Genomic DNA, 24,534 nt, shown 5'->3' with positions numbered 1-24,534 from the left:
ACGCCCCGCCCCCGTAGGGCGGACAACGCTTCACCTGTCCGCCGCCTCGGCGCTCCGCCGATACCGCTGTCTGGCGGACAAGAACGACGTTGTCCGCCCTACGCCCCGCCCCCGTAGGGCGGACAACGCTTCACCTGTCCGCCGCCTCGGCGCTCCGCCGATACCGCTGTCCGGCGGACAATAACGACGTTGTCCGCCCTACGCCCCTGACGTAGACCGCCTCGGGTCCTGCGTCTGGCCGCGACCAAAAGCTCGCGAATTAATTCGCTCCCACCGGGTTCATCGTCGAGCGCCGGCGATTCTCGATCCCGTCGCTATGCTCTCTGGGTTCACAACCCCTCTGAGGAGAGCCCATGAAGCCGAACATCACCCTGCTGGCCCTGCTGCTTGGCAGCGGCGCCGCCGTTGCCGATACCACCGTCACCCTGAACGCGGTCGATAGCCATGGCGTCGGCCAGGCGCTGGGCGAGGTCACCATAACCACCACCGAATACGGCCTGGTGTTCACCCCCAACCTGCACGGGCTGCCCAGCGGGCTGCACGGGTTCCATGTGCACCAGAATCCCAGCTGCGAACCGGCCGAGGTCAACGGCACCGCCACCGCGGCGGCAGCCGCCGGCGGGCATTACGACCCGCAGAACACCGGCAAGCACGGCACGCCGTGGGGCGACGGCCACCTGGGCGACCTGCCGGCGCTGTACGTGGACGAGGAAGGCAACGCCCGCCAGCCGGTGCTGGCCCCGCGCCTGAAGAAAGAAGAGGCGATCAAGGGCCGCTCGCTGATGGTGCACGCCGGCGGCGACAACCACGCCGATCATCCGCAGCCGCTGGGCGGCGGCGGAGCCCGCGTGGCCTGTGGGGTGATTCAGTAGCCGCTGCGCTGCCGCCGGCGGGACGCAAGGTCCCGCCGGCTCCATCTGATACGGTTTTTTATCAAAAACCTGAGCCTGTTTTTAAATCAGCCCGCCCCCGATCATTCCCGCAGCCCATTACGATTGTCGGGAACCTCCCATGAACGAACGCATCCCTGCCCGGGTCATCGAGACCATCGACCCCGGCAAGCCGGCTCGCCCGCTTGAAGGCGCCATCCACACTCGCAGCTTCACCGGCAGCTACCGCACGCTGCGCATGCTCGGCTCGGGATTCCTGTTCCTGCTGTTCTTCGGCATTGTCTGGCTGACCTGGAACGACCGCCAGGCCGTGCTCTGGGATCTGGCCAACCGCCAGTTCCACATCTTCGCCGCCACCTTCCTGCCGCAGGACTTCATCCTGCTGTCGGCGCTGCTGATCATTTGCGCGTTCGGCCTGTTCTTCATCACCGTGGCCGCCGGCCGGGTGTGGTGCGGCTACACCTGCCCGCAAAGCGTGTGGACCTGGGTGTTCATGTGGGTGGAAAAGGTCACCGAGGGCGACCGCAACCAGCGCATCAAGCTGGACGCGGCGCCCTGGTCATGGAACAAGCTGCGCAAGCGCGGCGCCAAGCACGGTCTGTGGCTGGGCATCAGCCTGGTCACCGGGCTGACCTTCGTCGGCTACTTCACGCCGATTCGCGGCCTGCTCCAGGACCTGCTGGAGCTGCGGCTGCTCGATGCCGGCGTGCTGTGGGTCGTCGGCTTCGCCGCCGCCACCTACCTGAATGCCGGCTGCCTGCGCGAGAAGGTCTGCCGCGACATGTGCCCCTACTCGCGCTTCCAGAGCGTGATGTTCGACCGCGATACCCTGCTGATCGCCTACGACAGCGCCCGTGGCGAGCCCCGCGGGGCGCGCCGCAAGGACAGCGAGCCGCGCGCCGCCGGGCTGGGCGACTGCATCGACTGCACACTGTGCGTGCAGGTCTGCCCCACCGGCATTGATATCCGTGACGGCCTGCAGCTGGAATGCATCGGCTGCGGCGCCTGCATCGACGCCTGCGACACCGTCATGGACAAGCTGGGCTATGCGCGCGGCCTGGTGCGCTACACCTCGGAACGCGAACTGGACGGCGGGCGCACCCGTTGGCTGCGTCCGCGCCTGGTCGGCTACGCCATTGCCCTGTCGGTGATGATCGCCCTGTTCATCTGGGCGCTGGCAGCGCGGCCGCTGCTGTCGCTGGACGTGACCCGCGACCGTGGCCTGTTCCGGGAAAACACCGAGGGGCAGATCGAGAACATCTATCGTCTCAAGCTGATCAACAAGACCCAGAGCCCGGCCCGTTACCAGTTGGCGCTGGACGCCGGCGACGCGCTGCGCCTCAACGCGCCGGCCGAGTTCCGGCTGGCGGCCGGCGAGATCCTGGATATTCCGGTCAGCATCACCCGCGTCTCGGACCGGGGACAGGGCATGACCACGGAGATCCGCTTCGCGCTGCGCGACCTCGATCATCCCGAACGCCGGATAGACACGCCCTCCACCTTCATCGCACCGCAGCGCTGACACCGCCGGCGGCCTGTTAGAGTGCCGCCGACCCAGCAACGGATCAGGACCGCATGAAGCGCTACGAAAAGTTCGCCGACGAGATCGCCGAACTCATCCACACCGGCGTGCTGGCCGCTGGCGCAAAGCTGCCCTCGGTGCGGCATGCCAGCCGCACCTACGGCGTCAGCCCGTCCACGGTGTTCCAGGCCTATTACCTGCTGGAGGACCGGGGCCTGATCCAGGCCCGGGCGCGCTCGGGCTATTACGTGCGCGAGCAGGGCCCGCTGCCGATGCCCGAGCCGGGGCCGCCGTCGGCGCAGGCCACCGAGGTCGGCGTCAGCGAACTGGTGTTCTCGGTGCTGGGCTCGCTCAAGGACCCGCACACGGTGCCGTTCGGCTCGGCCTTTCCCAGCCCCGACCTGTTTCCCCTGCCACGCCTGGCGCGCTCCATGGCCCACGCCCTGCGCCACCTGTCGCCCCACGAGGTGATTGCCGACATGACCGCCGGCAATGCCGACCTGCGCCGGCAGATCGCCCTGCGCTACATGGTGCATGGCGTGATGTTGCCGCTGGAGGAACTGGTCATCACCAATGGCGCGCTGGAAGCCCTCAACCTGGCCCTGCAATGCGTCACCCAGCCGGGCGATCTGGTGGCCATCGAGTCGCCGACCTTCTATGCCTGCCTGCAGGTACTGGAACGCCTCCAGCTCAAGGCCGTGGAGATTCCCGTGCATCCGCGCACCGGCATCGATCTCGACCAGTTGGCCGAGCGCCTGGAGCGGATGCCGATCCGCGCCTGCTGGTTCATGAGCAGCCTGCAGAACCCGCTCGGCGCCAGCCTGGACGACGACAAGAAGCGCGCACTCTGCCAGCTGCTCAAGCGCCACCAGGTGCCGCTGATCGAGGACGATGTGTATGCCGAGCTATACTACGGCAACCAGCCGCCCCGACCGGTGAAGAGTTTCGACGACGAGGGGCTGGTGCTGCATTGCAGCTCGTTCTCCAAGTGCCTGGCTCCGGGTTACCGGGTCGGCTGGGTGGCGGCCGGGCGCTATGCCGAGCGCATCGCCAAGCTCAAGCTGATGACCACCCTGTCGCCGTCGGTTCCCGCCCAGGCGGCGATCGCCGATTACCTGCAGCATGGCGGCTACGACCGGCATCTTCGGCGCCTGCGCCACGCGCTGGAAACGCAGCAGGGCGCGATGCTGGCCTCGGCGGCGCGGCACTTCCCGGCGGGCACGCGGGTCACCCAGCCCACCGGCGGCTACTTCCTGTGGTTCGAATTCCCCGAACAGGTCGACGCGCTCGTGCTGTTCAAACTGGCGCTGGCCCAGGGCATCAGCCTGGCGCCGGGGCCGATCTTCTCCGCCAGCCAGGGCTTCGGCCACTGTGCCCGGCTCAACCACGGCCATCCGTGGAGCGCCGCCCATGAGCGGGCCATGGACGTGCTGGGGCGCATCCTGCATTCCTTCTGACGGCGATGCCCCCTAGGCACCGTGCGCTTCGCGCTCCGCCACCAGCTGGTTGACGATGCGCATCACCTCGCGGTTGGCCTGCTCCATGCCGCCCAGGTGCCGCAGGGCGTCCTCCAGGGCCTGGCGATCGTAGGCGGCCAGCGCGGCCCGGGCCTCGTCGTGCACGGCGGTGTGCGGTGCCTCGATCTGCCGGAGCGCGCCCTCGCGGTCGCGACGATCCTCGGCGTAGTACCACTGTCCGAAGCGGCAGGCGTGCTCATCCGGCAGCTGCGGCGTGTCGGCGCCGTTGCCCAGCAGGTGGTTGTAGACGACGAACTTCAGTCCCAGCTCATCCAGGTTGGCGCGTTCGATGGCCGCGCGGCGGGCGGACGCCTCGATGCCCTGGCGCATGCGCAGCGCCAGCGCATGCAGCCCGTGCATCGCCGTCACTGCCGCGCCGGTGGTGTCGCTGAAGCCCCGGGCCTGGCGGCCCTGCGCCTCGATGCACTGGTTGACCTCGTCGATGTTGCTCTGCACCTCGCCGATGCGCGCGACGATTTCCTGGGTGGCCTGGGCGCTTTTTTCCGCCAGCTGGCGCACCTCGCCGGCCACCACGGCGAACCCCCGCCCGGCTTCGCCGGCGCGCGCCGCCTCGATGGCCGCGTTGAGGGCCAGCAGGTTGGTCTGTGCGGCGATGCCGGCGATCAACTCGACGATGCGGTTGATCTCCCGGGAACGTCCGGTCAGTGCCTCCACCTGGCGAGCCGCCTCGTGCAGGCCGCTCTCCATGTCCGAGGCCCGGTCCTGCAGCACGTCGAACTGGCGCTGGTTGTCCAGCGCCGCCTCGGCGACCCGGTCGGCATCGCCGCGGTCACGCGCCAGTTGGCCGGCCAGGTAGTCGAAGGAGTCGCCGAGCGCCCCCATCGAGTCACCGAAGCTGGACAGATGACCGGCCAGGCCCTGCTGGAACGCCTGCCGGCGCTGCTGCTGCCGGACGGCCTCGCGTGCCGCCGCCTGAGCCTCTTCCAGCGCCCGTACACGCTGCGCCAGCGCATCCCGCTCACCGCGCAGGCGGGTGCATTCATCCCGCCACTGGGCGGCTTCCCGCTTCCACTTGAACATGCGTCATCAACCCAGCGTATAGCCGTTGTCCACCACCCAGTCCTGGCCATAGACGCCACGGGCGCCTTCGCTGAGCTGGAACACGATCACCCGCGCCACACTGGCGGCCTCGAGGAAATGGCCGGGCAACAGCCGGCGGCCGACCTGTTCGGCCAGGGCATCCAGCTCGTCGTCGTTGAGGCCCAGTTGCTCCCAGAAGCCGGTGGCGGTCGGCCCCGGCGACACCATGTTGATGCGTACCTGCAGGGGCGCGAACTCCTTCGCCAGGTTGCGCGCCTGGGCCATCAGCGCGGCCTTGCCGGCGATGTGTCCGGCCAGCCCGGCGAAGGTGCAGCGCGACAGGAAGCTGCCGAGGAATACCACCGACGACTGGGTCGCCAGTTGATTGGCCAGCACCGCCAGGGTGTTCAGCGCGCCGGCGCCGTTCACGGCCCATTGGCGCTCCTGGGCGGCCAGGTCCAGCGCGCTGGCCAGTTCCACATGGCCCGCGCAGGGCACCAGGAAATCCACCGGCCCCAGGCTCGCCGCCCGTTGCGCCAGGCCTTGCAGGTCTTCCTGGCTGGTCACGTCGCCCGGCTGCCAGACGAGCTGGTCCGGGTAGACCGACAGCAGCTCGTCAAGGCCGCCCGGGGTGCGGGAAAACGCCAGCACCCGGGCACCGCCCTGCAGCAGCAACCGACAGAGGGCCAGGCCGATCCCGGAGCTGGCTCCGGTGATCACCGCCAGGCGATTCTCCAATTCGATCTTCATCACCACCTCCCGCTTCCGGTGCTGGCACCGGGGCTCGGTCAGGCCGCCCGCAGCGCGGGCGGCGAACAATCAGGAAAGAACCGGTCGACTCAGCCGGGATGACCGTCGACCCGCGTCTGGCACAGCATCGGCGCGTACTGCCAGGCATAGATGCCGAAGGCCAGGGCCCAGCAGGCCGCCGCCAGCCACATGCCGTGCAGCGGCCAGGTCTGGGTGAGGAATACCCGTGCAACCGTGCCCAGGTTGAGCAGCATGAAACCGGCGGCCATGCCGGCCGGCGGCTGCAGCGGCCGCCCGGTGTGGCCGAGGGTGACCCGGGCGATCATCGCCAGGATCAGGCCGGCCAGGGAGCCGACGGTGAAGGCGTGCAGCCAGGGGCTGGACAGCTGCAGCACGCCCAGGTGCCAGAGCCCCAGCCCCGCGCAGGCCACCACCAGCCAGAACATCGCCAGGTGCAGCGACCAGAGCAGCGGCACGCTCCAGATGCCGGTGTCGTACCAGCGCGCCTGGCGCAGCAGGTGCCCGGCGGCCAGCGCCAGGAACAGCACGCCGATCAGCGCCTGCGGCTGCAGCGCCCAGCCGAAGGCATGCAGCACGCCGATCAGCGCGGTGCCGACCAGCAGCGACCAGTCCAGCCAGGGCCAGGCCTTGACCTGCTGGACGTGCCCGAGTCCGCGCTGGGTGAAGAAGGGAATCACCCGGCCGCCGATCAGCGTCATCAGCGCGCCCACCAGCCACAGGCCGGCCATGCTGCCCTGGCGCTGCCAGGCGTCCTGGGCGTTGGCCAGCCCGGCCAGCGTGAGCGCATCGGCGGCGGCCAGCAGGCTGAGCACCACCACGATCGGGTAGTTGCGCGTCTGCCGCACGGCCAGCAGCAAGCGGGCCATCTGCACGGCCAGGGCGACGAGGAACAGCAGGTCCAGGGGAATCAGTACCACCAGCGGCAGGTTGAGCAACCAGCCGAGACGCCCGGCCAGCCAGATCAGTGCGATGACCGCCAGCGGCTTGCCGGACAGGCTCGGCTGGCCGGTCCAGGTCTGCACGGCGGTGAGCAGGAAGCCGGCGATGATGGCGGTGGCGAAGCCGAAGACCATCTCGTGACGGTGCCAGGCCAGCCAGCCGCCCGCCGGTTGCCAGTCGGGGATCAGGCCGCCCCAGGCCAGGATCCACAGGGGAACCGCAAACAGCGCGTAGACGCTGCCGGCGAGGAAGAACGGCCGGAAGGCCAAGCGCCAGATGGGCGGAATACTCAGCGCCTTGCGCCGATCGATGACTTGCATGGCAGGCCTCCTGACAAGCTGTTGCGCCCGCTACCGCTAGCGACCGCGGGTCGGCACGAGGGCACGGCGCCAGGCGACAACCTGGCGAGCGTCCGTGCGCAAAATCGAGCAGACCCAACGGTTCACTAAAGACGGGACTCACATGCCGCGCCGGAAACCGGTCGCGGTGACGTATTTTTACCGGGCGGGCGTATCGTTGCGACTTGATTGCAATCAGCTTCGGAAAAAAGAAGGCAACTTGAGAGGCGCCGCAGGGCGTAGGGCGTAGGGCGGACAACGTCGTTCTTGTCCGCCAGACAGCGGTATCGGCGGGGTGCCAAGCGGCGGACAGGTGAAGCGTTGTCCGCCCTGGGGCCGCAAGACGTAGCGGACAACGTCGTTCTTGTCCGTCAAACACGGTATCGGCGGGCGCCCAGGCGGCGGACAGGTGAAGCGTTGTCCGCCCTACGGGGTCGCAAGACGTAGGGCGGACAACGTCGCTCTTGTCCGCCAGACAGCGGTATCGGCGGGGTGCCAGGCGGCGGACAGGTGAAGCGTTGTCCGCCCTACGGGGGCCGCAAGACGTAGCGGACAACGTCGTTCTTGTCCGCCAAACACGGTATCGGCGGGCGCCCGGACGGCGGACAGGTAAAGCGTTGTCCGCCCTACGGGGGCCGCAAGACGTAGGGCGGACAACGTCGTTCTTGTCCGCCGAACAAGGTATTGGCGGGGTGCCAGGCGGCGGACAGGTGAAGCGTTGTCCGCCCTACGAGGCGCTGCCTTCCTTGTCGTCCTTCAGCGACTTGCGAAAGCCGCCAATCGCCTCGCCCACGTCGGAGCCCAGGCTTTTCAGGCGCTTGGTGCCGAACAGCATGACCACGATCAACAGGATGATCAGGAGCTGCCAGATGCTGATGCCAAACATGGGGAATTCCTCAGTGATGTTGTTGCATGCCGTGGGACATGCCATGGGACATGCCGTGCATGGTACCGGCCGCGCTTTGCAGCAGGGCCTGGTCGATGTCGGCGAAGCGCAGCACCTGGCCGCCCTGCTCGGCCGCGAACTGCTGGGCGGCATGCTCGTCGGCGAAGCTGGCCAGCGCGGCGCCCATGGCGCCCTGCAGGGTGCTGGCGACCACGAAGTAGGCCTGCCTGGCGTCGATCAGGTGCTCGTCGGAAGGCTCATCCCAGCTGCCGTGCTGCATGTCGTGCACGTACAGGGTGAAGTTCTGGTGCTGGTTTTCCGGCTGCAGGTACCAGCCGAACATTTCCGCCACCGAGCAGAACTTGCGGGCCTGCTTGTCGGTGACCGCCTGCCCCTTGGGGCCGGGGTATTCCTCGATGATCATGCCGCACACGTGGCATTCGTCATCCGGGTGGAAAGCCACCGGGTCGAAGGTCTTGGCAATTTCTTCCTCGCCGCCACAGGCGACCAGGCCGAAGCTCAGCACAGCGATGGACAGGGCGCGGGCGCCGCTCAGGTACAGGGACTTCATTCGGGACTCCTAGGGGCACTCAAAGAAAACGGATCACACCTGGCGGCGCTTGAACACCCGCCAGGCCAGCGCCAGCGGCAGGCCGACCCACAACAGCAGGCACAGCCAGAGCGCGGCGGTGGGCATGGGCAGGTCGTTGCCCAGGGCCATCACGCCCATGGCATTGGCGCCCCCCTCGAACCCGCCCAGGTTGATCAGCCGGTACAGGTCGGTGGGGTTGAGCAGCAGCAGCCAGGGCAACAGGTCCGGACTGAACGCGCCCTTGCTGAGCACCAGCACGCCGAGCAGCGCCAGGTCGAAGACCAGCACGAACAGGAACCACACGCCCAGCGCCAGGCCGGCGGCGGTGGACTTCTCGCTGGCCTTGCCGCTCAGCACGTAGGCGATGGCCAGGAACACCCAGCCAAGCAGGGTCGAGGACAGCATGAAGCGGCCGAAAGCCCAGAACAGCATGCCGAGGTCGACATCCTCCACCAGCAGGCCGATGGCCACCGCAGCGCAGCCGAAGCCGATCAGCACCGCCAGGCCCAGGATCAGCCCGTGGCCGACGAACTTGCCGAGCAGGATGTGGCCACGCCCCAGCGGGTAGGTGAGCAGCAGCATCAGGGTGCCGCCCTCGTCCTCGCCGACGATGGCGTCATACGCCAGCAGCAGCGCGATCAGCGGCATCAGGAAGGTGGCCAGGCTGGCCAGGCTGGCGATGGTCGAGGGAATCGAGGTGAAGCCCACGGTGCCGGCCGCCGCGGCGCCCAGCCAGGCGATGCCCACGGCAAGCACGGCGAACAGCAGGCTGATGGCCAGCAGCCAGCGGTTGCGCAGGCCGTCGCTGAGTTCCTTGCTGGCGATATTCCAGATCGGGTTCATGGTCTGCCCTCTTCGCGAACGTCGGCGCGGGTCGTGTAGTAGCGGTACAGGTCTTCCAGCGAGGGCTGGAGGATTTCCAGATCATGGGGTTGCGCTTCGCCGAGCAGCTCGCGCAGCAGCTCGACCTTGTGGCCGTTGTGCGCCTGCACCTCCAGGCCCGCCTCGCCCATGGCCTGCACCGCATGGCCCGCCTCACTCCAGCGGCGCACCCAGCCGTCGCTCTGGGCCAGGCCGCTGGCGCGAATGCGCACGGGCAGACCGGCCTCGGCGCGCAGCGCCGCCAGGCTGCCGCTGGCCTGCAGGCGGCCCTTGGCGAGGATCACCGCGCGGTTGATGTGCGCCTCCACGCCTGGCAGCACGTGGGAGCAGAGGATCACCGCCGTGCCCTGCTGGCGCAGGCGGTCGATCAGCCGGTAGAGGTCCTGGGTGGCGATGGGGTCGAGACCCACGGTGGGCTCGTCGAGCAGCAGCAGGCGCGGCGTGCCAAGGATCGCCTGGGCCAGGCCGAGGCGCTGGCGCATGCCCTTGGAATAGGTCTTCACCCGGCGGTCGGCGGCGTGGGCCAGGCCCACCTGCTCGAACAGCGCGTTCACCTGGGACAGGTCGGCGCCCTTCAGGCGGGCGAAGTGGGTCAGCGTCTCGCGGCCGGTGAGCTGCGGGTAGAACGTCACGTTCTCCGGCAGGTAGCCCAGGCTGCGGCGCACCTGCGGATCGTTCGGCGCCTGGCCCAGCACGCGCACCTGGCCCTCGCTGGGGGCGAGCAGGCCGAGGATCAGTTTCATGGTGGTGGTCTTGCCGGCGCCGTTGTGGCCAAACAGCCCGAGCACCTCGCCTTCGGCGAGCTGCAGGGACAGATCGTGCAGCACGGTCATGCTGCCGTAGCGCTGGCTGACGCCCTGGATATCGACGGCCTTCATGACAGCGGCTCCTGTGCGGGTTCTTTCTTCAACAAGGTTTCGGTGGGCAGTTGCATCAGCGGGAAGCTGTCCTGCACGCCGGGGGACTTCAGTACCGGGAAGGCGCGCTGCACCCAGCGCAGCAGTTCGATGCCGGGGCTGTTCATCAGCAGGCGCACCTGCGGGTACATCCACAGCAGCCGGTCGACGTTGTCGTTCGGCTCGTAGGGCACGTCGCCCAGGCCGTCGTCGTTGCGGTCCCAGCCCAGGTAGTCGCTCCAGTAGTTGCCGCGCCCGTCGGCGGACCATTCCTGGGTACGCACCGCCACGTACTTGACCTGCTGTTCGTTGCCGACGAAGGCGTTGTCGACGATGCGGTTGTCCTCCGAGCCGGCCGTGAGGTGGATGCCCAGGTTGCTGTGCTCGAAGTGGTTGTGCTCGATGACGTTGAACAGCGAGTTGTAGATGAACAGCGCCTTGCCCTCGCCGCCCTGGATCATGCTGTCGCCGCCGGTGTCGCCGGCCTGCACGTCGGTGACGAAGTTGTCCTTGATGGTCGAGTAGGTGATGTAGTTCATCAGCATGCCGTAGTTCCGGTCATGCTCGGAGCGGTTGCCGATCACCGTCAGCTTGCGGCTCTGCATCAGCGCGTAGCCGGTGCGGGTGCGGCGGGTGATGTTGCCGGTCACATGGTTGTCGTTGGAGAACATGTAGTGGATGCCGTAGCGCAGGTCTTCCAGCAGGTTGTTCTCGATGCGGTTGCCGTTGGAGGTCTCGATGTAGATGCCGTCGCGGGTTTCGCGCACCTGGTTGCCGGCCACCACGGCGCCTTTCACGATGAACAGGTGGATGCCGTTGCCACGGTCCTGGGAGCGCACCGAAGGCTCGCCGTGGACCTGGTTGTCCAGGATGTGCACGTTTTCCGAGCGGTCGGCCCAGATGCCGAAGCCGACGCCACGCAGGCGATTGTTGCGCAGGGTCACGCCCTTGGCGCCGCCTTCGATGAAGATGCCCGAGTCCATGTCGGTGAGGTTGTGGCCCCAGTCGCGCAGGTCGCAGTCCTCGACCAGCACGTCGCTGGCACCGATGGACAGCGCGTTGCCTTGCCCCGCCGCGCTGAACACGGCGCCAGGCTCGCAACGCAGGTGCAGGGGCCGGTCGATGCGGAAGTTGCCGACATATTCGCCGGCCGGTAGCGTCCAGCGGTTGTCGCCTTCCGCGCGCAGCGGCAGGTCGGTAATCGGGCGCGGGTTCGCCAGCGCGGACCCCGCGAAGAACAGGAGGGCACACAGCGCCCCGTGTACAGCCTGAGATCTGAGCAACTCGATACCTCTTCAGGGTCAGGCGGGGAGGCGGCCGGCGATCATCAGCGCCGGCCGCGTACACGGCAAGGGCCGGACATTCAGCCGTCCGGCCCTCGCCCGGCCGTCAGGCCTTTTCCACCATCATGCGGCCCATCATCTCCATGTGCAGCGCGTGGCAGAACCAGCTGCAGTAGTACCAGAACACCCCGGGCTTGTCGGCGGTGAAGGTGACCGAAGAGGTCTGCTGCGGGCTGATTTCCATGCTCACACCATGGTTGACCATCACGAAGCCGTGGGACACGTCCTCGATCTGGTCGATGTTGGTGATGGTCACGGTGACTTCATCGCCCTGCTTGACGGTGAAGTCGGTGATGCCGAAGGACGGTGCCATGGAGGTCATGTACACGCGGACCTTCTTGCCGTCGCGGATGATCTTGTTGTCGGTCTCCAGATTGACGCCGTCCTTCTTGGCACGGGCCACGGTGTCCGCGAAGAAGGGATCCTTGCGGTCCCAGATCTTCTTGGTCTTGATCTGGTCGCGACGGCACATGATGCAGTCGTGCGGCTCGGCGAAGGTCGGACCGTCGTGGACGATCTTCATCACGTCGCCGGAGATGTCGATCAGCTGGTCGTTCTCCGGGTGCAGCGGGCCGACCGGCAGGAAGCGGTCCTTGGAGAACTTGGAGAGCACGACCACCCACTTGCCGTCGGCGTCGCGGGACTCGGTCAGCGAGGCGTGGTTGTGGCCCGGCTGGTAGTGCACGTCCAGCTTCTGCTTGATGTAGTTGACCTTCTCGCCCTTGTAGGCGCGGATGGCTTCATCGATGTTCCACTTGCACAGCTGGCTGTCGATGAACAGGGTGGTGTAGGCGTTGCCGCGACCGTCGAAGGTGGTGTGCAGCGGGCCGAGGCCCAGTTCCGGCTCGGCGACCACGGTGTCGCGCTCGTCCTTCAGCTTGCCGGCGAACAGGTCGGGCAGCTTGTCGATGGCGATCACGGTACAGGTCGGCGATAGCTTGCCGTTGGCGATGAAATACTTGCCGTCCGGCGAGGTGTTGCAGCCGTGCGGGTTCTTCGGCACCGGGATGTAACGGGTGAACGGGCTGTTCTTGGCCTTGCGGCCGTCGACCACCGGCACGCCGTCCATCATCACGTACTTCTTGTCCTTGATGGCCTTGTCGATGGCGTGCACATCGAACACCACCACCCAGTCACGCTCGTTGCGCATGGTGCCGCCCAGGTCCAGGGCGCGCTCGGAGTTGTAGCAGGTGGAGGCGGCGAAGCGGCCGGTATAGTCGGCGTCGGTGTTGTCCAGGTTGCCGTCGACGATGACCTGCCAGGCCACCTTCATGGTCTCGGCGTCCACCGCGCTGAAGCAGGTGAAGCTGTTGTCGGCCTGCAGGTCGAAGCTGGACCCGTCGTTCGGGTGCGGAATGAAGAACTCGCCGTTGCAGAACACGTACTTGGTGTGCGGCACCTTCTGCAGACGCAGGCCGTGGATGGCCTGGACGTTCGGGATGCTGGTGATCTTGTCCGTCTTCATGATGTCCAGACGGATACGCGCGACGCGGGTGTTGGCCTTGTCGTTGATGAACAGGTACTTGCCGTCGTAGCGGCCGTCGGTCATCGAGATGTGCGGGTGGTGGCAGTCGCCGTTCGGGTAGTACTCACCCATGATGCTGCGGCTTTCGTTGGTGATGCCCCAGCCGGTGGCCGGATCGGTGTTGAACACCGGAATGCGCATCAGCTCGCGCATGGACGGGATGCCCAGCACGCGCACTTCGCCCTGGTGGCCGCCTGACCAGAAGCCGTAGTACTCATCCAGCTCGCCCGGTGCCACATGCACCTTGTTCTTGGCTTCCTTGACCGCGGCTGCCCAGGTTTCGCGGGACATCACCGCGCCGCCGAAGGCAGTGGCCGCCACCGCGGCACCGGTCACGGCGCTGGCGCCGAGGAAGCCACGACGGCTGAGACCGCCCTTCACTTCCTTTTCGTTTTGCTTGTCGCTCATGGGGTTTTGCTCCTATGGGTACAACACTTCGCCTTTCCCGAACCTCGCGCGAGCAAGGCTCAGGGTTCAGTCACCTGTACAGCGGGAATCAGTTCGGGAGCGTCCGGAGCAGCCTTCTTGCCGCGCTTCTTGCGCTTGTTGATCAGCGGCGGACACTTGTTGTCGTTGTGGTAGGTCATCTGGCAATCGAGGCAGTAGTGGCACTCGTTGTGGTTGATGTGCCCATCCGGGTGGATCGCCTGGATCTCGCATTCCACGGCGCACAGCTGGCAGGGGTTGCCACATTCCTTGCGACGCTTGAGCCAGTCGAACAGGCGGAACTTGCTGGGCACCGCCAGGGCCGCGCCGAGCGGGCAGATGTAGCGGCAGTAGACCTTGCGGGTGAACAGGTTCACGACCAGCAGGATCACCACGTAGAGCACGAACCACCACTGGCGGTCGAACTTCAGGGTGATGGCGGTCTTGAACGGCTCCACCTCGGCGGCCTTCTCGGCCAGCATCATGGATTCCAGGGAGATGCCGAACAGCGCCAGCAGGATGATGTACTTGATGGCCCACAGGCGCTCATGCACCGCGAAGGGCAGCTCGTACTGGGGGATCCTGATCTTGCGTGCCAGCTCGTTGAGCAGTTCCTGCAGGGCGCCGAAGGGGCACAGCCAGCCGCAGAACACGCCCCGGCCCCACAGCAGGATGCTGGCGGCGGTGAACACCCAGAGGATGAAGATGATCGGGTCGGTGAGGAACAGCTCCCAGCGGAAGTCCTGGAACACCGCGTGGACGAAGGTCAGCACGTTGACCACCGACAGCTGACCCAGGGCGTACCAGCCGATGAACACCACGGTGAAGATCAGGTAGCCGCGACGCAGCCAGTGCAGGAACTGCGGCTTCTGGGTGAACTTGTCCTGCAGGAACAGGATCACCGTCAGCAGGCCCAGGGCGGCGCACAGCACGCCGATCTGGAAGCTCTTCTGGTACCAGATGTTGACCCACAGCGGACGGTTGGCTTCCTCGATGGCGGCCAGCTCCTCGGCGGTCAGCGGCGGCCGCTCGATGTAGTCCTCGGGCATCAGGTAGGGCATCTCGAAGCTGGTGAAGATGCTCTCCACCGGACCGACCTGGCGGCGCACCAGCAGTTCCAGGTTCCAGGCCGAGCCCGGATCGAAGCGGTACTGCTCGCGGGCGATGAAGATCGCCATCTCGTAGAAGTCCGGCATGCCTTCGGCGTACACGTCGGACAGGCGGATGAAGTCCAGGTCGCGGAAGCTGATGATGTCGCCGAACTGGCGCAGCTGCACCCGATCGAAGATGCCGCCGCGCACGTAGCCCGAGCCCTTGAAGGAGTATTCGCCATTGGCCAGCACCGCGAAGGCGTGCTCACCCGGCTTGAGTTCGGCCATCAGCTCGGCGTACTGGCGCTCGCCCAGCAAGTTGCGGCCGATGGTGGGCACATTCAGGTGGGTGGCGTACAGGTCGATGAAGGTCTCGTCACGCTGCTCCGGCGCGGCCACCTCGACGCCCTCGGCCTCGGTGCCGATGAAGGCATCGTCCACCTGGCCGCGGGTCAGGTGCATGCGGCGGATGGCGCCGTTGCCGGTCAGCTCGGTCCAGTTGCTCGGCTGGTAGACGTCACGTACCAGGGCGATCTTCGGCCGCGCGCTGGCGCCCGCCTCGATCAGCCCCAGGTCCACCGCCACGGTGTGCGCGGAACGCATGACGATCTCGTTGATCACCATCACCGTCACGGTGGCGCCGGTCACGGCGTCGATGGTCACCGCGCTCTTGTCGCCGGAGCGTCCGACTACCACGCGCTGGTCGACCTTGATGCCGGTGTAGTGGGCGTTGAAGTCGTGGACCTTCTGCTCGGGAATGCCGATCAGCACGATGGGTTCGTGGTGTTCGAGCATGTAGGCATCACGGATGGTCGCCGTGGCGTCGAGGATGATCTGCAGGTTGATCGGCTTGCCGGAGTAGGCCGGCATGTCGGTGACGCGGATGCTCTGGAAGGCGTAGCCGAGCACCTCGTCCCCCTGGCGGATGGTGCGCACGCCGTAGTCGCCTTCCGGCTCGGACACGGCCGTCGCCTCCGGGAAGACCAGGTCGATGCGCTCGCGCTCCAGCGCGCCGTAGTCCTTGGCCTGAACCATCTGCGGCGCTCCCAGCGCCATCAGCAGCAGGAAAAATAACGCCGGCATTCCTGCGCGACGCACCCTTTCAAGCCAAAAACCCATATAAATCATGGTCTTACCAAATGCTGGTTTCTGTATGGTCATGGTAGGTCCCACTGACATGAGGCACGCTTGATATCAATCAAGAAGCACGTGCGCCGGGGTGTGACGCAGGGTCGCAGACACGCCTTACCAGGCCAGATAGAACATGCCTTTGGCGAGCAGAACAATGGCGACCATCTGCGCAAGGATCACAACGTGAAGACTGTGATAGCGTGCCGGGCTCATCCGACCTCGGCGCAGCAGGATGGCGACCAGGCCGAAGGAGAGGAAAACACCGATGGCCAGCAGGATCTTCAGGCTCAGCATGAGGCCAAAGCTGCTGGCGAACGGGTCCGCCAGGGCGCCCCGGTGGAACCAGGCCAGGCCGATGCCGGCGCCATAGACGAACAGCACTACCCAGTGCAGCACCACCCGCGAACGGGCCCCCAGCGCGCGCTCGAAGGTTTCGCGGGCCACGGGTTCGAGTGAACGCTTGGCCTGCGCCAGCATGGCCACTTCGACGAACAGCGTGCCGACGAAGAAAATGGCGCTCAGCAGGTGCAGGATGTGCAGCAGGGTGTAGGTCATGGGCATTCCTTACGGCGGCGACGCCTAGTGGACCTACCTTGACCGCTGGAGTGCGACGGGTGAATGACCGGGGTCAAGCGAGTGCCGTTAAATGCGAACGGCGTCACACAAACCGTTGCATCCGCACTGACCGTAGATACCGTCTTGCTCCCTACCGCGCAAGCGCCAGTTTGGGGTCGAAGGGCTGGCCGGATTTGAGTACTCCATAGGCGATGTGCAGCAGCTTGCGCATCGCCGCGCAGACGATCTGTTTGCCGCGCTTGCCACGGCTCCTCAGGCGCTCCGCCAGGGCCTTGATGGCGGGGTTGTGCTGCATGGCCGAGATGGCCGGCATGTACAGCCGGCTGCGCAGGAAGCCCGAGCCGATGCGCGAGATGGGCGTCGGCCCTTGATACTCCCCCGATTGGTCTGGCCGGGGCGTCAGCCCGGCAAAGGCCGCCACGGCCTTGGCGCTGCGAAACGCCAGCGGATCCCCCAGTTCGCCCAGTAGCAGGGCGGCTGTCTGGTCGCCGAAGCCCTTGATGCTGGTCAGCAGCTCCTTGCGTTGGCGCAGGTCCGGATCGTTGTCGATGTGATCCTCGATGGCCTTCAGGGTGCGGCGGATTTCCTCCTCGATGTGGCGCAGCACGGTGTGGATCGAGTCCTGAATATTCGCGTCGGCGCTCTCCAGGCGATTGCGCTCCATCTGTTCCATCTCGCGCAGGTCCGCCAGACGGCGCACCAGCGCACGCAGGCGCTTCTGGGCCGGCGGTTCAGGTTGCCAGAGTCGCAGCCGCGATTTGGCCAGTTGGTCCTGACCGAAGCCGGCAATCAGCTTGGCATCCGTCTTGTCGGTCTTGCCCCGCGACAGCTGAGTCTTGGCATAGGCGGCGGTCTGCGTCGGATTGACCACGCTGACGCGATAGCCCCGCTCGAACAGGCAGGTGGCTAATGCCTCGTGGTAAATGCCGGTCGCCTCCATGACGGTCCAGGCATCGGGTCCGGCGTGTTTCTCCAGCCACTCGCACAACTGGGCAAAGCCGCTGGGATCGTTGGCCAGCCTGCTGCGTGTGCGGTACTTGCCGTTGGGCTGGAGGGTGGCGATATCGAAGGTGTGTTTGGCAACGTCGATGCCCACAACGGCGACCATGTTGAACTCCTGGAATGAAACGATGACAGGATCATCACTGCATCCGGTCCAACCTTGCTTATGCGAGCTCACGCCACGGGCAGGCCCTGGATACCGTTCGGACTTGGCGGATGAGTGTGGAAGGAGGCAGAACTCTCTACGTCGCAGGCTCGAAGCCCTAGGGCGGTCGCGTCTTGCACTCCCTTCCCCCGATGATCAGTCGGGGACTATCGCCTCAAAAAGGTCGGTAGTCGAGATACAAGGGCGGTCGGCGCCTTTCCGGCCGCCGATGCGGTGGCCGCCAATGAGGTGACCCCGACGCCGCGCCCGGCGGCCAAGGCGATGCCTTGACCGCCCTACCATCCCACCGCTTAGACGGTGCGCGAGAAGCGCACGGTCTGCTTGCCCAGGTAGGCGTCGAAGGTCATCGCCACGTTGCGCATCATCAACTGCCCTTGCGGCAGCAGCACGATGGCGTCGTCGTGGATTTCCACCAGCCCGTCCTCGACCATCTCCATCAGCTGCGCCAGCGCATCGGCGAAGTACTCGCGGAAGACGATGCCGTGCGCGCGCTCGAACGGCGCGAAGTCGACACGGTTGTGGCACATCAGCGCCAGGATCACTTCGCGGCGCAGCACGTCGTCGGCGCTTAATGTGTAGCCACGCTGCACCGGCAAGCGGTTCTGGTCCAGGCGCGCGTAGTACTCGGAAAGCAGCTTGACGCTCTGGCTGTAGCTGTCGCCCACCTTGCCGATGGAGGACACGCCCAGGCCGATCAGGTCGGTGTCGCCGTGGGTCGAGTAGCCCTGGAAGTTGCGCTGCAGCGTGCCGTTGGCGCGGGCCAGGGTCAGCTCGTCGTCCGGCAGCGCGAAGTGGTCCATGCCGATGTACACGTAGCCGGCGTCGGTCAGGCGGCGGATGGTCAGCTCGAGCAGTTCCATCTTGCGCTCGGGCGGCGGCATGTCCTCCGGGCGGATCAGCCGCTGGGCGCGCACGCGCTCGGGCAGGTGCGCATAGCTGTAGGCGGCGATGCGGTCCGGACGCAGGGCGATGATCTTGCTCAGGGTGGCGTCGAAGCTCTCCACGGTCTGCAGCGGCAGGCCATAGATCAGGTCCACGCTGATCGACTTGAAGCGCGCGGCGCGGGCGGCCTCGATCAGGTCGCGCACCTGCTGTTCGCTCTGGATGCGGTTGACGGCGGCCTGCACCTGCTCGTCGAAGTCCTGCACGCCGAAGCTCAGGCGGTTGAAGCCCTGCTGGCGCAGCGTGTGGATGCGCTCGGGGCTGATGGTGCGCGGGTCGACCTCGATGGAAAATTCGTGGTTGTCGCTGTCATCCATGTTGAACGCCTCGTGCAGGGCGTCCATCACCTCGCCCAGCTGCTCGCTGGTCAGGTAGGTGGGCGTGCCGCCGCCGAAGTGCAGCTGGGTGAGCTTGCGGGACTTGTCGAACAGCTTGCCCTGCAGGGTGATCTCGCGCTTGAGGTAGTCGAGGTATTCGACGGCGCGGTGGGTCTTCTGGGTGATGATCTTGTTGCAGGCGCAGTAGTAGCAGAGGCTCTGGCAGAACGGGATATGGATGTACACCGACAGCGGCTTGGGCGCCGACGCCTTGTTGCTGGCTGCGGCGGCCTGGAAGTAGTCGTCCTCGGCGAAAGCCTCGTGGAACTGCGGCGCGGTGGGATAGGAGGTGTAGCGCGGGCCCGGGCGATCGTATTTCTCGACCAGGGCTCGGTTGAAAGTCATGTGGTCCACGTTCGACCCGCCTTGAAAGGAAAGTGGTACATCGAAGACCGCCGCTCGCGCGACCGCCTCACTGCTGGATGGGCCGGATTATGGCCGGTCAGAGGGCCGATCCGCAAAACAGGCGACCGGCCGGAAGATATGCGCAGGGTAACGGGCCTGATGGCAGCGGGACTTGACCATGGTCAACGGGGGGGTAAGGCGCAGGGCCTGTGGGAGCGGACTTGTCCGCGAGCTGTTGTCCGCCCTACCCGCCCGTGGCGTTCATGAAGCGCACCACCTGCACCTCGTCGAGGTTGAACTCGTGGCGCAGCGGCTTGCGTTGCAGCGCGGCGCGCACGGCGTCGAGCAGCGGCTGATCGTCGGTGGGGTAGCGACGTAGCAGCGCGCGCAGGTCGATGGAATTCTCGTGGCCCAGGCACAGCAGCAGGCGGCCTTCCACGGTCAGGCGCACGCGGTTGCAGGTCGCGCAGAAATTGTGGGAATGCGGCGAGATGAAGCCGATGCGACTCTCCGGAAACTCCTTCAGGCGTGCGTAGCGTGCCGGTCCGCCGCTCTGCTCGGCGCTGTCGATCAGCGTGTAGCGGCTGGCAATGATCTCGCGCACTTCATCGCTGGAGCAGTAGCTCTCGCCCCGCGAGCGGCCCACGTCGCCCAGCGGCATCTCCTCGATGAAGGTGATGTCCAGGCCGCGCTCCACGGCATAGGCGACCAGGTCCGGGATCTCGTCCGCGTTGCGGCCCTTCATGGCCACGGTGTTGAGCTTGATGCGCTGGAAGCCGGCCGCGCGGGCGGCGTCGATGCCGGCCTGCACCTGGCGCAGGTCGCCCACGCGGGTGATGGCGCGAAAGCGCTCCGCGTCCAGGCTGTCGAGGCTGATGTTCAGGCGCTTCACGCCGGCGTCGACCAGCGGCCGGGCCATCTTCACCAGTTGCGAGCCGTTGGTGGTCATCACCAGTTCGCGCAGGCCGGGCAGCGCGGCGATCTTGCCACACAGCTCGACGATGCCCTTGCGCACCAGCGGCTCGCCGCCGGTGAGGCGAATCTTGCGGGTGCCGTTGGCCACGAACAGCGCGGCGATCCGCTGGATCTCCTCCAGGGTGAGCACCTGCTGGCGCGGCAGGAACGTCATATCCTCGGCCATGCAGTACACGCAGCGGAAGTCGCAGCGATCCGTCACCGACAACCGCAGGTACTCGATGCCGCGTCCGTAGCCGTCTTGCAAAGTGCTCATGATCGTTCCTCTGGCTTCGGGTGGCCGACAGGCATTACTGCATTAAAGCCGCTATTGCATCAGCGGCGTTTCGGCGCCTTCCAAGTGTATGCCCTGGATATCCGCCGCGCCCACCAGGTACCGCAGGTACTGTGCCACCGCCACCTGCCAGACCCGTTGATCCAGCTCAGCGCGGATGGCTTCGGCCACTGCCTCGTAGGGCAACTGGCGCCCTTCGATGCGCTGTTCGACCTCCACCAGATGAAAACCGTAGCGGCTTGCCAGGGGCTGGGCCGCCAGGCCGACCGGCAGGCGCAGCAACTGGCGCTCGAATTCGGGCACGGTCTGGCCCTGGCTGATCTGTCCCAGCGCCCCGCCCTGCTCCTTCGACGGGCAGGCCGAGTGGGCCCGCGCCAGGTCGGCGAAACGGTGCGGTGCGCCGCGCAGCTCGGCCAGCAGCGCGTCGGCCTGTTCGCGGCCGGCGCTGCGCGCCTCGGCGTCGTCCGGCGGGCAAGCCAGCAGGATATGCCGGGCCATGACCAGCGGCGCGCTGGCGAAACGCGCGCGGTTGCGTTCGTAGTACTGCCGGCAGGTCGACTCGTCGGCCTGCGGCACCGGTACCTCGCGCTGCACCAGCTCGCGGGTCGCCGCCTCTTCCTCGCTCTCCCCGGCGACCGGCGCCACCGGGATGCCCAGCTCGGCGCTGCGCTGGCGCAGCAGCTCGCGGACCACCAGCGCCTGGCAGGCGAGATAGAGCGCATCGTCGCGACTGGGCGCGGGATGGTACTGGATTTCCCGGGCCATCGCTTCGGGGGTGATGACCACACCGTTGACCCTGATGCGCGGCCATTCCTGGTCGCTGCTGGCGATCAGTTCGACCGGGGCGACCGCCTCGGGCATCTGCTGCACCACCGGCTCGGCGTGGGCCTGTCCGCCGCAGCCGCCGCCGCTTTCACTTCCACCACATCCGCATGCCATGTTCGTGTTCCTCGCTGGTTGGGGCCGGGCTGGGCCCGGCCATGGTGGACAGGTGAAGCACTGTCCACCCTACATTCAGGCAATCAGGCCACCGGCTGGCCGGCCTTCTTCGGTGCCTTGGCCGGGGCGGCCTTGGCGGGGGCGCGGTAGCCGGCCGGGGCCTGCACCGGCGGCACGGCGCGGCCGCTGTGCTTGACGCGCACGATCTGGTAGCGCCGGCCCAGGTACCACACCGGGGCGCTGACGATGTGCACCAGGCGGGTGAAGGGGAACAGCACGAACAGCGTCACGCCGAGGAACACGTGCAGCTTGTAGACCAGCGACACCGGGGCGATGGCTTCGGCGGCGGCGACCGGCTGCAGGGTGACGATGCTCTGCGCCCAGGTGCCGAGCAGCACCATCACCGAACCGTCCAGGTGGCCGGTGGAGGCGACGATGGTGCCCAGGCCGAGCAGCAGTTGCGCCAGCAGCACGAACAGGATGGCGATATCCGAACGGCTGGAGGTGGCGCGCACCCGGGCATCGCCCAGGCGACGCTGGATCAGCATCACCAGGCCGATCAGGCAGAGGATGCCGAAGAAGCCGCCGGAGACCATGGCCACCAGCTGCTTGTCGGCGCTGCTGATGAACGAGTGGTACAGGGCTTCCGGCATCAGCAGGCCGACGAAGTGGCCACACAGGATGAAGATGATCCCGATGTGGAACAGGTTGCTGGCCAGGCGCATGCCCCTGGGTTGCAGCATCTGGCTGGAGCCGGTTTTCCAGGTGTACTGGGCCAGGTCGAAGCGCGCCCAGCTGCCGATCAGGCAGATGGCCAGGGCGATGTAGGGGTAGACCCCGAACAGCAGGAAATTGAAGTTAGACATTTGCCGTCTCCCGGCCCGGCGCAGCGGGCCCCGTGTTGAAATCCACCCAGTGCAGCGGCACCGCGCCTTCCTCGCGGGCCTTGCCCGGCAGGCTGGCCTGCGACGGGCAGCGCTCCTGCTGCTCGGCCTGCAGGAAGTTCACCTGTTCCTCCTCCCAGACCTTGTCGAGGGCTTCCAGCGAATCGTCGCGTTCCTCGCCGGCCACCTGCTCGCGCAACTCGGCCACGCTTTCCAGCTGCTGGCCGGCGATCTGCAGCAGGGCGCGGAAGCAGGCCGCGTAGGGGCTCTTGCGCTCGACCAGGCGCGCCGCCAGCAGGGCCAGCAGGTGCGCCACATCCGCCAGGCCCTCGCGGGCCTCCAGGTCCTCGCGGGTGGCGAGGAATTCCAGGTACAGCGGGATGTAGTCCGGCAGCTCGCGCACGCCGATGGCGAACCCGGCGGCCTCGTACTGGGCCATCAGGTCGACCATCGCCTGGCCGCGGTCGCGGGACTCGCCGTGCACGTGTTCGAACAGCAGCAGCGACAGCGCGCGGCCCTTGTCGAACAGCTCGCTGTAGCGCTCCTGCACGTCCATCAGCTCGCCGCCGGTCAGTTCCTCGAGCAGCAGGCGCAGTTCGCCGCGCTGCTCGGGGCTGATCTCGCGGGCGCTGGAGATGGCTTTCGCCAGCTCCAGGTAGCCCTCGCGCAACGGCTCGGCGGGATAGTCGAGCAGCAGGGAAATCACCTTGAGAATCTGCATGGTCAGTCCTCCCACAGCTGCACGGTCTTGATGATGTCGCGCTGGTTGGCCTTCCTGGCGCCGAACATGTTGGTGTCCGAGGCGCCGCCGCAGCCGCTGCCGAAGCTGAAGCCGCAGCCGGAGCGCTCGCCGAACACGTCGCTCATGGCCTCCTCGCGGTGCGCGGAGGGGATCACGAAGCGGTCCTCGTAGTTGGCGATGGCCAGGTAGCGGTACATGTCGTCGGCCTGGTCGCGGCTCAGGCCGACCTGCTCCAGCACCTCGAGGTCGAACACGCCGTCCACCTGCTCGGCGCGCTTGTAGGCACGCATGGCCAGCAGGCGCTTGAGGGCCAACTTGACCGGCTTCTCGTCGCCGGCGGTGAGCAGGTTGGCCAGGTAGCGCACCGGGATGCGCAGGCTGTCCACGTCCGGCAGCACGCCGTCCATGCTCACGTGGCCGGCCTGGGCGGCGTTCTGGATCGGCGACAGCGGCGGCACGTACCAGACCATCGGCAGCGTGCGGTATTCCGGGTGCAGCGGCAGGGCCAGCTGCCAGTCCACCGCCAGCTTGTAGACCGGCGACTTCTGCGCGGCCTCGATCACCGACAGCGGCACGCCATCCTTCAGCGCCTGCTCGATCACCTTCGGGTCGTTGGGGTCGAGGAACATCTCCAGCTGCTTGGGATACAGGTCCTGCTCGTTAGGCGTGCTGGCCACTTCGTGGATGCGGTCGGCGTCATACAGCAGCACGCCCAGGTAGCGGATGCGGCCCACGCAGGTTTCCGAACAGATGGTCGGCATGCCGGCCTCGATGCGCGGGAAGCAGAAGATGCACTTCTCGGATTTGCCGCTCTTCCAGTTGTAATAGATCTTCTTGTACGGGCAGCCGCTGATGCACATGCGCCAGCCGCGGCACTTCTCCTGGTCAATGAGGACGATGCCGTCCTCCTCGCGCTTGTAGATCGCGCCGCTCGGGCAGGAGGCCGCGCACGCCGGGTTGAGGCAGTGCTCGCACAGACGCGGCAGGTACATCATGAAGGTGTTCTCGTACTCGCCGTAGATGTCCGCCTGGACCTTGTCGAAGTTCTTGTCCTTGCGGCGCTTGGCGAATTCGGTACCGAGGATTTCCTCCCAGTTGGGACCCCACTCGATCTTTTCCATGCGCTTGCCGGAGATCAGCGAGCGCGGCCGCGCCACCGGCTGGTGCTTGCCCAGCGGCGCGGTGTGCAGGTTCTGGTAGTCGAAATCGAACGGCTCGTAGTAGTCGTCGATGCTCGGCAGGTCCGGGTTGGCGAAGATGTTCGCCAGCACGCGGAACTTGCCGCCGATCCTCGGGTTGATCGAACCGTCGGGGTTACGCACCCAGCCGCCCTTCCACTTCTCCTGGTTTTCCCATTCCTTCGGGTAGCCGATGCCCGGCTTGGTCTCGACGTTGTTGAACCAGGCGTATTCCATGCCTTCACGGCTGGTCCAGACGTTCTTGCAGGTGATCGAGCAGGTGTGGCAGCCGATGCACTTGTCCAGGTTCAGGACCATTCCGACTTGTGAACGAATCTTCATGG

The 24,534-nt window shown here is 66.6% G+C and carries 21 protein-coding genes and 1 pseudogene; 3 read left to right on the top strand and 19 right to left on the bottom strand.

Going from position 1 to position 24,534, the window contains the following annotated elements:
• The first annotated feature begins 353 nt into the window (after positions 1 to 353).
• The 3 genes from sodC to mapR all read left to right on the top strand — a co-directional run bounded on the left by sodC (position 354) and on the right by mapR (position 3,869).
• Entirely contained in the window at positions 354 to 872 is a 519-nt protein-coding gene (sodC, locus tag PT85_RS02260; RefSeq protein ID WP_027589879.1) for a superoxide dismutase family protein, read from the top strand.
• Between the two features lie 139 nt (positions 873 to 1,011).
• On the top strand, positions 1,012 to 2,412 hold the full coding sequence (gene ccoG, locus PT85_RS02255) for a cytochrome c oxidase accessory protein CcoG (RefSeq protein WP_039605813.1): 1,401 nt from the start codon (positions 1,012 to 1,014) through the stop codon (positions 2,410 to 2,412).
• Positions 2,413 to 2,465: 53 nt separating this feature from the next.
• Positions 2,466 to 3,869, top strand: a complete 1,404-nt coding sequence (gene mapR, locus PT85_RS02250) for a GntR family transcriptional regulator MpaR (RefSeq protein WP_039605812.1) — start codon at positions 2,466 to 2,468, stop codon at positions 3,867 to 3,869.
• Between the two features lie 12 nt (positions 3,870 to 3,881).
• On the opposite strand, the gene PT85_RS18430 is transcribed toward mapR, so the two are convergent.
• The 19 genes and pseudogenes from PT85_RS18430 to narH form a co-directional block, all read right to left on the bottom strand.
• Entirely contained in the window at positions 3,882 to 4,259 is a 378-nt protein-coding gene (locus tag PT85_RS18430) for a CZB domain-containing protein (RefSeq protein WP_234702661.1), read from the bottom strand.
• 72 nt (positions 4,260 to 4,331) lie between these two features.
• A pseudogene (locus tag PT85_RS18425) lies at positions 4,332 to 4,637 on the bottom strand (methyl-accepting chemotaxis protein); the annotation flags it as partial.
• Positions 4,638 to 4,976: 339 nt separating this feature from the next.
• Positions 4,977 to 5,720: an SDR family NAD(P)-dependent oxidoreductase gene (locus PT85_RS02240; RefSeq protein WP_039605810.1), complete on the bottom strand. Its 744-nt coding sequence runs from the start codon at positions 5,718 to 5,720 to the stop codon at positions 4,977 to 4,979.
• Between the two features lie 89 nt (positions 5,721 to 5,809).
• A complete protein-coding gene (locus PT85_RS02235; protein WP_039605809.1) occupies positions 5,810 to 7,000 on the bottom strand; it encodes an NnrS family protein in 1,191 nt (396 codons plus the stop codon).
• A 745-nt stretch (positions 7,001 to 7,745) separates the two neighbouring features.
• Positions 7,746 to 7,904 (bottom strand): twin-arginine translocase TatA/TatE family subunit, encoded by a 159-nt coding sequence (gene tatA, locus PT85_RS02230; protein WP_027591327.1) that lies wholly within the window; start codon positions 7,902 to 7,904, stop codon positions 7,746 to 7,748.
• 10 nt (positions 7,905 to 7,914) lie between these two features.
• Positions 7,915 to 8,475 (bottom strand): nitrous oxide reductase accessory protein NosL, encoded by a 561-nt coding sequence (locus tag PT85_RS02225; RefSeq protein WP_039605808.1) that lies wholly within the window; start codon positions 8,473 to 8,475, stop codon positions 7,915 to 7,917.
• 33 nt (positions 8,476 to 8,508) lie between these two features.
• On the bottom strand, positions 8,509 to 9,339 hold the full coding sequence (locus tag PT85_RS02220; protein WP_027591325.1) for an ABC transporter permease: 831 nt from the start codon (positions 9,337 to 9,339) through the stop codon (positions 8,509 to 8,511).
• A complete protein-coding gene (locus PT85_RS02215) occupies positions 9,336 to 10,256 on the bottom strand; it encodes an ABC transporter ATP-binding protein (protein WP_027591324.1) in 921 nt (306 codons plus the stop codon). Before PT85_RS02215 ends, PT85_RS02220 begins: the two co-directional genes overlap by 4 nt.
• Positions 10,253 to 11,557, bottom strand: coding sequence for a nitrous oxide reductase family maturation protein NosD (locus PT85_RS02210; RefSeq protein ID WP_039605807.1), 1,305 nt, complete (start codon positions 11,555 to 11,557; stop codon positions 10,253 to 10,255). The genes PT85_RS02215 and PT85_RS02210 overlap by 4 nt, the downstream gene beginning before the upstream one ends.
• 106 nt (positions 11,558 to 11,663) lie before the next feature.
• Positions 11,664 to 13,550 carry a TAT-dependent nitrous-oxide reductase gene (gene nosZ / locus PT85_RS02205; protein ID WP_027591322.1) on the bottom strand — a complete coding sequence of 629 codons (1,887 nt, stop codon included), beginning with the start codon at positions 13,548 to 13,550 and terminating at the stop codon, positions 11,664 to 11,666.
• Positions 13,551 to 13,609: 59 nt separating this feature from the next.
• The gene (gene nosR, locus PT85_RS02200) at positions 13,610 to 15,742 is read right to left on the bottom strand and encodes a transcriptional regulator NosR (RefSeq protein WP_234702654.1); all 2,133 of its coding nucleotides are present in this window, start codon (positions 15,740 to 15,742) and stop codon (positions 13,610 to 13,612) included.
• Between the two features lie 162 nt (positions 15,743 to 15,904).
• A complete protein-coding gene (locus tag PT85_RS02195; protein WP_039605806.1) occupies positions 15,905 to 16,345 on the bottom strand; it encodes a CopD family copper resistance protein in 441 nt (146 codons plus the stop codon).
• A 151-nt stretch (positions 16,346 to 16,496) separates the two neighbouring features.
• Positions 16,497 to 17,474: an IS110 family RNA-guided transposase gene (locus tag PT85_RS02190; RefSeq protein WP_039605805.1), complete on the bottom strand. Its 978-nt coding sequence runs from the start codon at positions 17,472 to 17,474 to the stop codon at positions 16,497 to 16,499.
• 350 nt (positions 17,475 to 17,824) lie between these two features.
• The gene (hemN, locus tag PT85_RS02185) at positions 17,825 to 19,198 is read right to left on the bottom strand and encodes an oxygen-independent coproporphyrinogen III oxidase (protein WP_407681065.1); all 1,374 of its coding nucleotides are present in this window, start codon (positions 19,196 to 19,198) and stop codon (positions 17,825 to 17,827) included.
• A gap of 244 nt (positions 19,199 to 19,442) precedes the next feature.
• Complete coding sequence (gene moaA / locus PT85_RS02180; RefSeq protein ID WP_039605803.1) at positions 19,443 to 20,429, bottom strand: GTP 3',8-cyclase MoaA; 987 nt, start codon at positions 20,427 to 20,429, stop codon at positions 19,443 to 19,445.
• A 51-nt stretch (positions 20,430 to 20,480) separates the two neighbouring features.
• Complete coding sequence (locus PT85_RS02175) at positions 20,481 to 21,386, bottom strand: peptidylprolyl isomerase (RefSeq protein ID WP_039605802.1); 906 nt, start codon at positions 21,384 to 21,386, stop codon at positions 20,481 to 20,483.
• Positions 21,387 to 21,469: 83 nt separating this feature from the next.
• A complete protein-coding gene (gene narI / locus PT85_RS02170) occupies positions 21,470 to 22,252 on the bottom strand; it encodes a respiratory nitrate reductase subunit gamma (protein WP_039605801.1) in 783 nt (260 codons plus the stop codon).
• Positions 22,245 to 22,991 carry a nitrate reductase molybdenum cofactor assembly chaperone gene (narJ, locus tag PT85_RS02165; RefSeq protein ID WP_039605800.1) on the bottom strand — a complete coding sequence of 249 codons (747 nt, stop codon included), beginning with the start codon at positions 22,989 to 22,991 and terminating at the stop codon, positions 22,245 to 22,247. The genes narI and narJ overlap by 8 nt, the downstream gene beginning before the upstream one ends.
• A gap of 2 nt (positions 22,992 to 22,993) precedes the next feature.
• Positions 22,994 to 24,532: a nitrate reductase subunit beta gene (gene narH / locus PT85_RS02160; RefSeq protein ID WP_039605799.1), complete on the bottom strand. Its 1,539-nt coding sequence runs from the start codon at positions 24,530 to 24,532 to the stop codon at positions 22,994 to 22,996.
• Between the last annotated feature and the right edge of the window lie 2 nt (positions 24,533 to 24,534).

It is taken from the genome of Pseudomonas flexibilis, from assembly GCF_000806415.1.
GTDB lineage: Bacteria > Pseudomonadota > Gammaproteobacteria > Pseudomonadales > Pseudomonadaceae > Serpens > Serpens flexibilis.
This window is presented reverse-complemented; position numbering and strand designations above follow the sequence as displayed.

Bases quoted from the DNA above. Each gene is read 5' to 3' on its own strand.
- PT85_RS02175 (WP_039605802.1), bottom strand. From the start codon at position 21,386: ATGGCATGCGGATGTGGTGGAAGTGAAAGCGGCGGCGGCTGCGGCGGA.
- tatA (WP_027591327.1), bottom strand. From the start codon at position 7,904: ATGTTTGGCATCAGCATCTGGCAGCTCCTGATCATCCTGTTGATCGTG.
- PT85_RS02215 (WP_027591324.1), bottom strand. From the start codon at position 10,256: ATGAAGGCCGTCGATATCCAGGGCGTCAGCCAGCGCTACGGCAGCATG.
- narJ (WP_039605800.1), bottom strand. From the start codon at position 22,991: ATGCAGATTCTCAAGGTGATTTCCCTGCTGCTCGACTATCCCGCCGAG.
- nosR (WP_234702654.1), bottom strand. From the start codon at position 15,742: ATGCCGGCGTTATTTTTCCTGCTGCTGATGGCGCTGGGAGCGCCGCAG.
- narI (WP_039605801.1), bottom strand. From the start codon at position 22,252: ATGTCTAACTTCAATTTCCTGCTGTTCGGGGTCTACCCCTACATCGCC.
- PT85_RS02220 (WP_027591325.1), bottom strand. From the start codon at position 9,339: ATGAACCCGATCTGGAATATCGCCAGCAAGGAACTCAGCGACGGCCTG.
- mapR (WP_039605812.1), top strand. From the start codon at position 2,466: ATGAAGCGCTACGAAAAGTTCGCCGACGAGATCGCCGAACTCATCCAC.
- hemN (WP_407681065.1), bottom strand. From the start codon at position 19,198: ATGACTTTCAACCGAGCCCTGGTCGAGAAATACGATCGCCCGGGCCCG.
- PT85_RS18430 (WP_234702661.1), bottom strand. From the start codon at position 4,259: ATGCGCCAGGGCATCGAGGCGTCCGCCCGCCGCGCGGCCATCGAACGC.
- PT85_RS02225 (WP_039605808.1), bottom strand. From the start codon at position 8,475: ATGAAGTCCCTGTACCTGAGCGGCGCCCGCGCCCTGTCCATCGCTGTG.
- sodC (WP_027589879.1), top strand. From the start codon at position 354: ATGAAGCCGAACATCACCCTGCTGGCCCTGCTGCTTGGCAGCGGCGCC.
- PT85_RS02235 (WP_039605809.1), bottom strand. From the start codon at position 7,000: ATGCAAGTCATCGATCGGCGCAAGGCGCTGAGTATTCCGCCCATCTGG.
- moaA (WP_039605803.1), bottom strand. From the start codon at position 20,429: ATGAGCACTTTGCAAGACGGCTACGGACGCGGCATCGAGTACCTGCGG.
- nosZ (WP_027591322.1), bottom strand. From the start codon at position 13,550: ATGAGCGACAAGCAAAACGAAAAGGAAGTGAAGGGCGGTCTCAGCCGT.
- PT85_RS02195 (WP_039605806.1), bottom strand. From the start codon at position 16,345: ATGACCTACACCCTGCTGCACATCCTGCACCTGCTGAGCGCCATTTTC.
- narH (WP_039605799.1), bottom strand. From the start codon at position 24,532: ATGAAGATTCGTTCACAAGTCGGAATGGTCCTGAACCTGGACAAGTGC.
- ccoG (WP_039605813.1), top strand. From the start codon at position 1,012: ATGAACGAACGCATCCCTGCCCGGGTCATCGAGACCATCGACCCCGGC.
- PT85_RS02190 (WP_039605805.1), bottom strand. From the start codon at position 17,474: ATGGTCGCCGTTGTGGGCATCGACGTTGCCAAACACACCTTCGATATC.
- PT85_RS02240 (WP_039605810.1), bottom strand. From the start codon at position 5,720: ATGAAGATCGAATTGGAGAATCGCCTGGCGGTGATCACCGGAGCCAGC.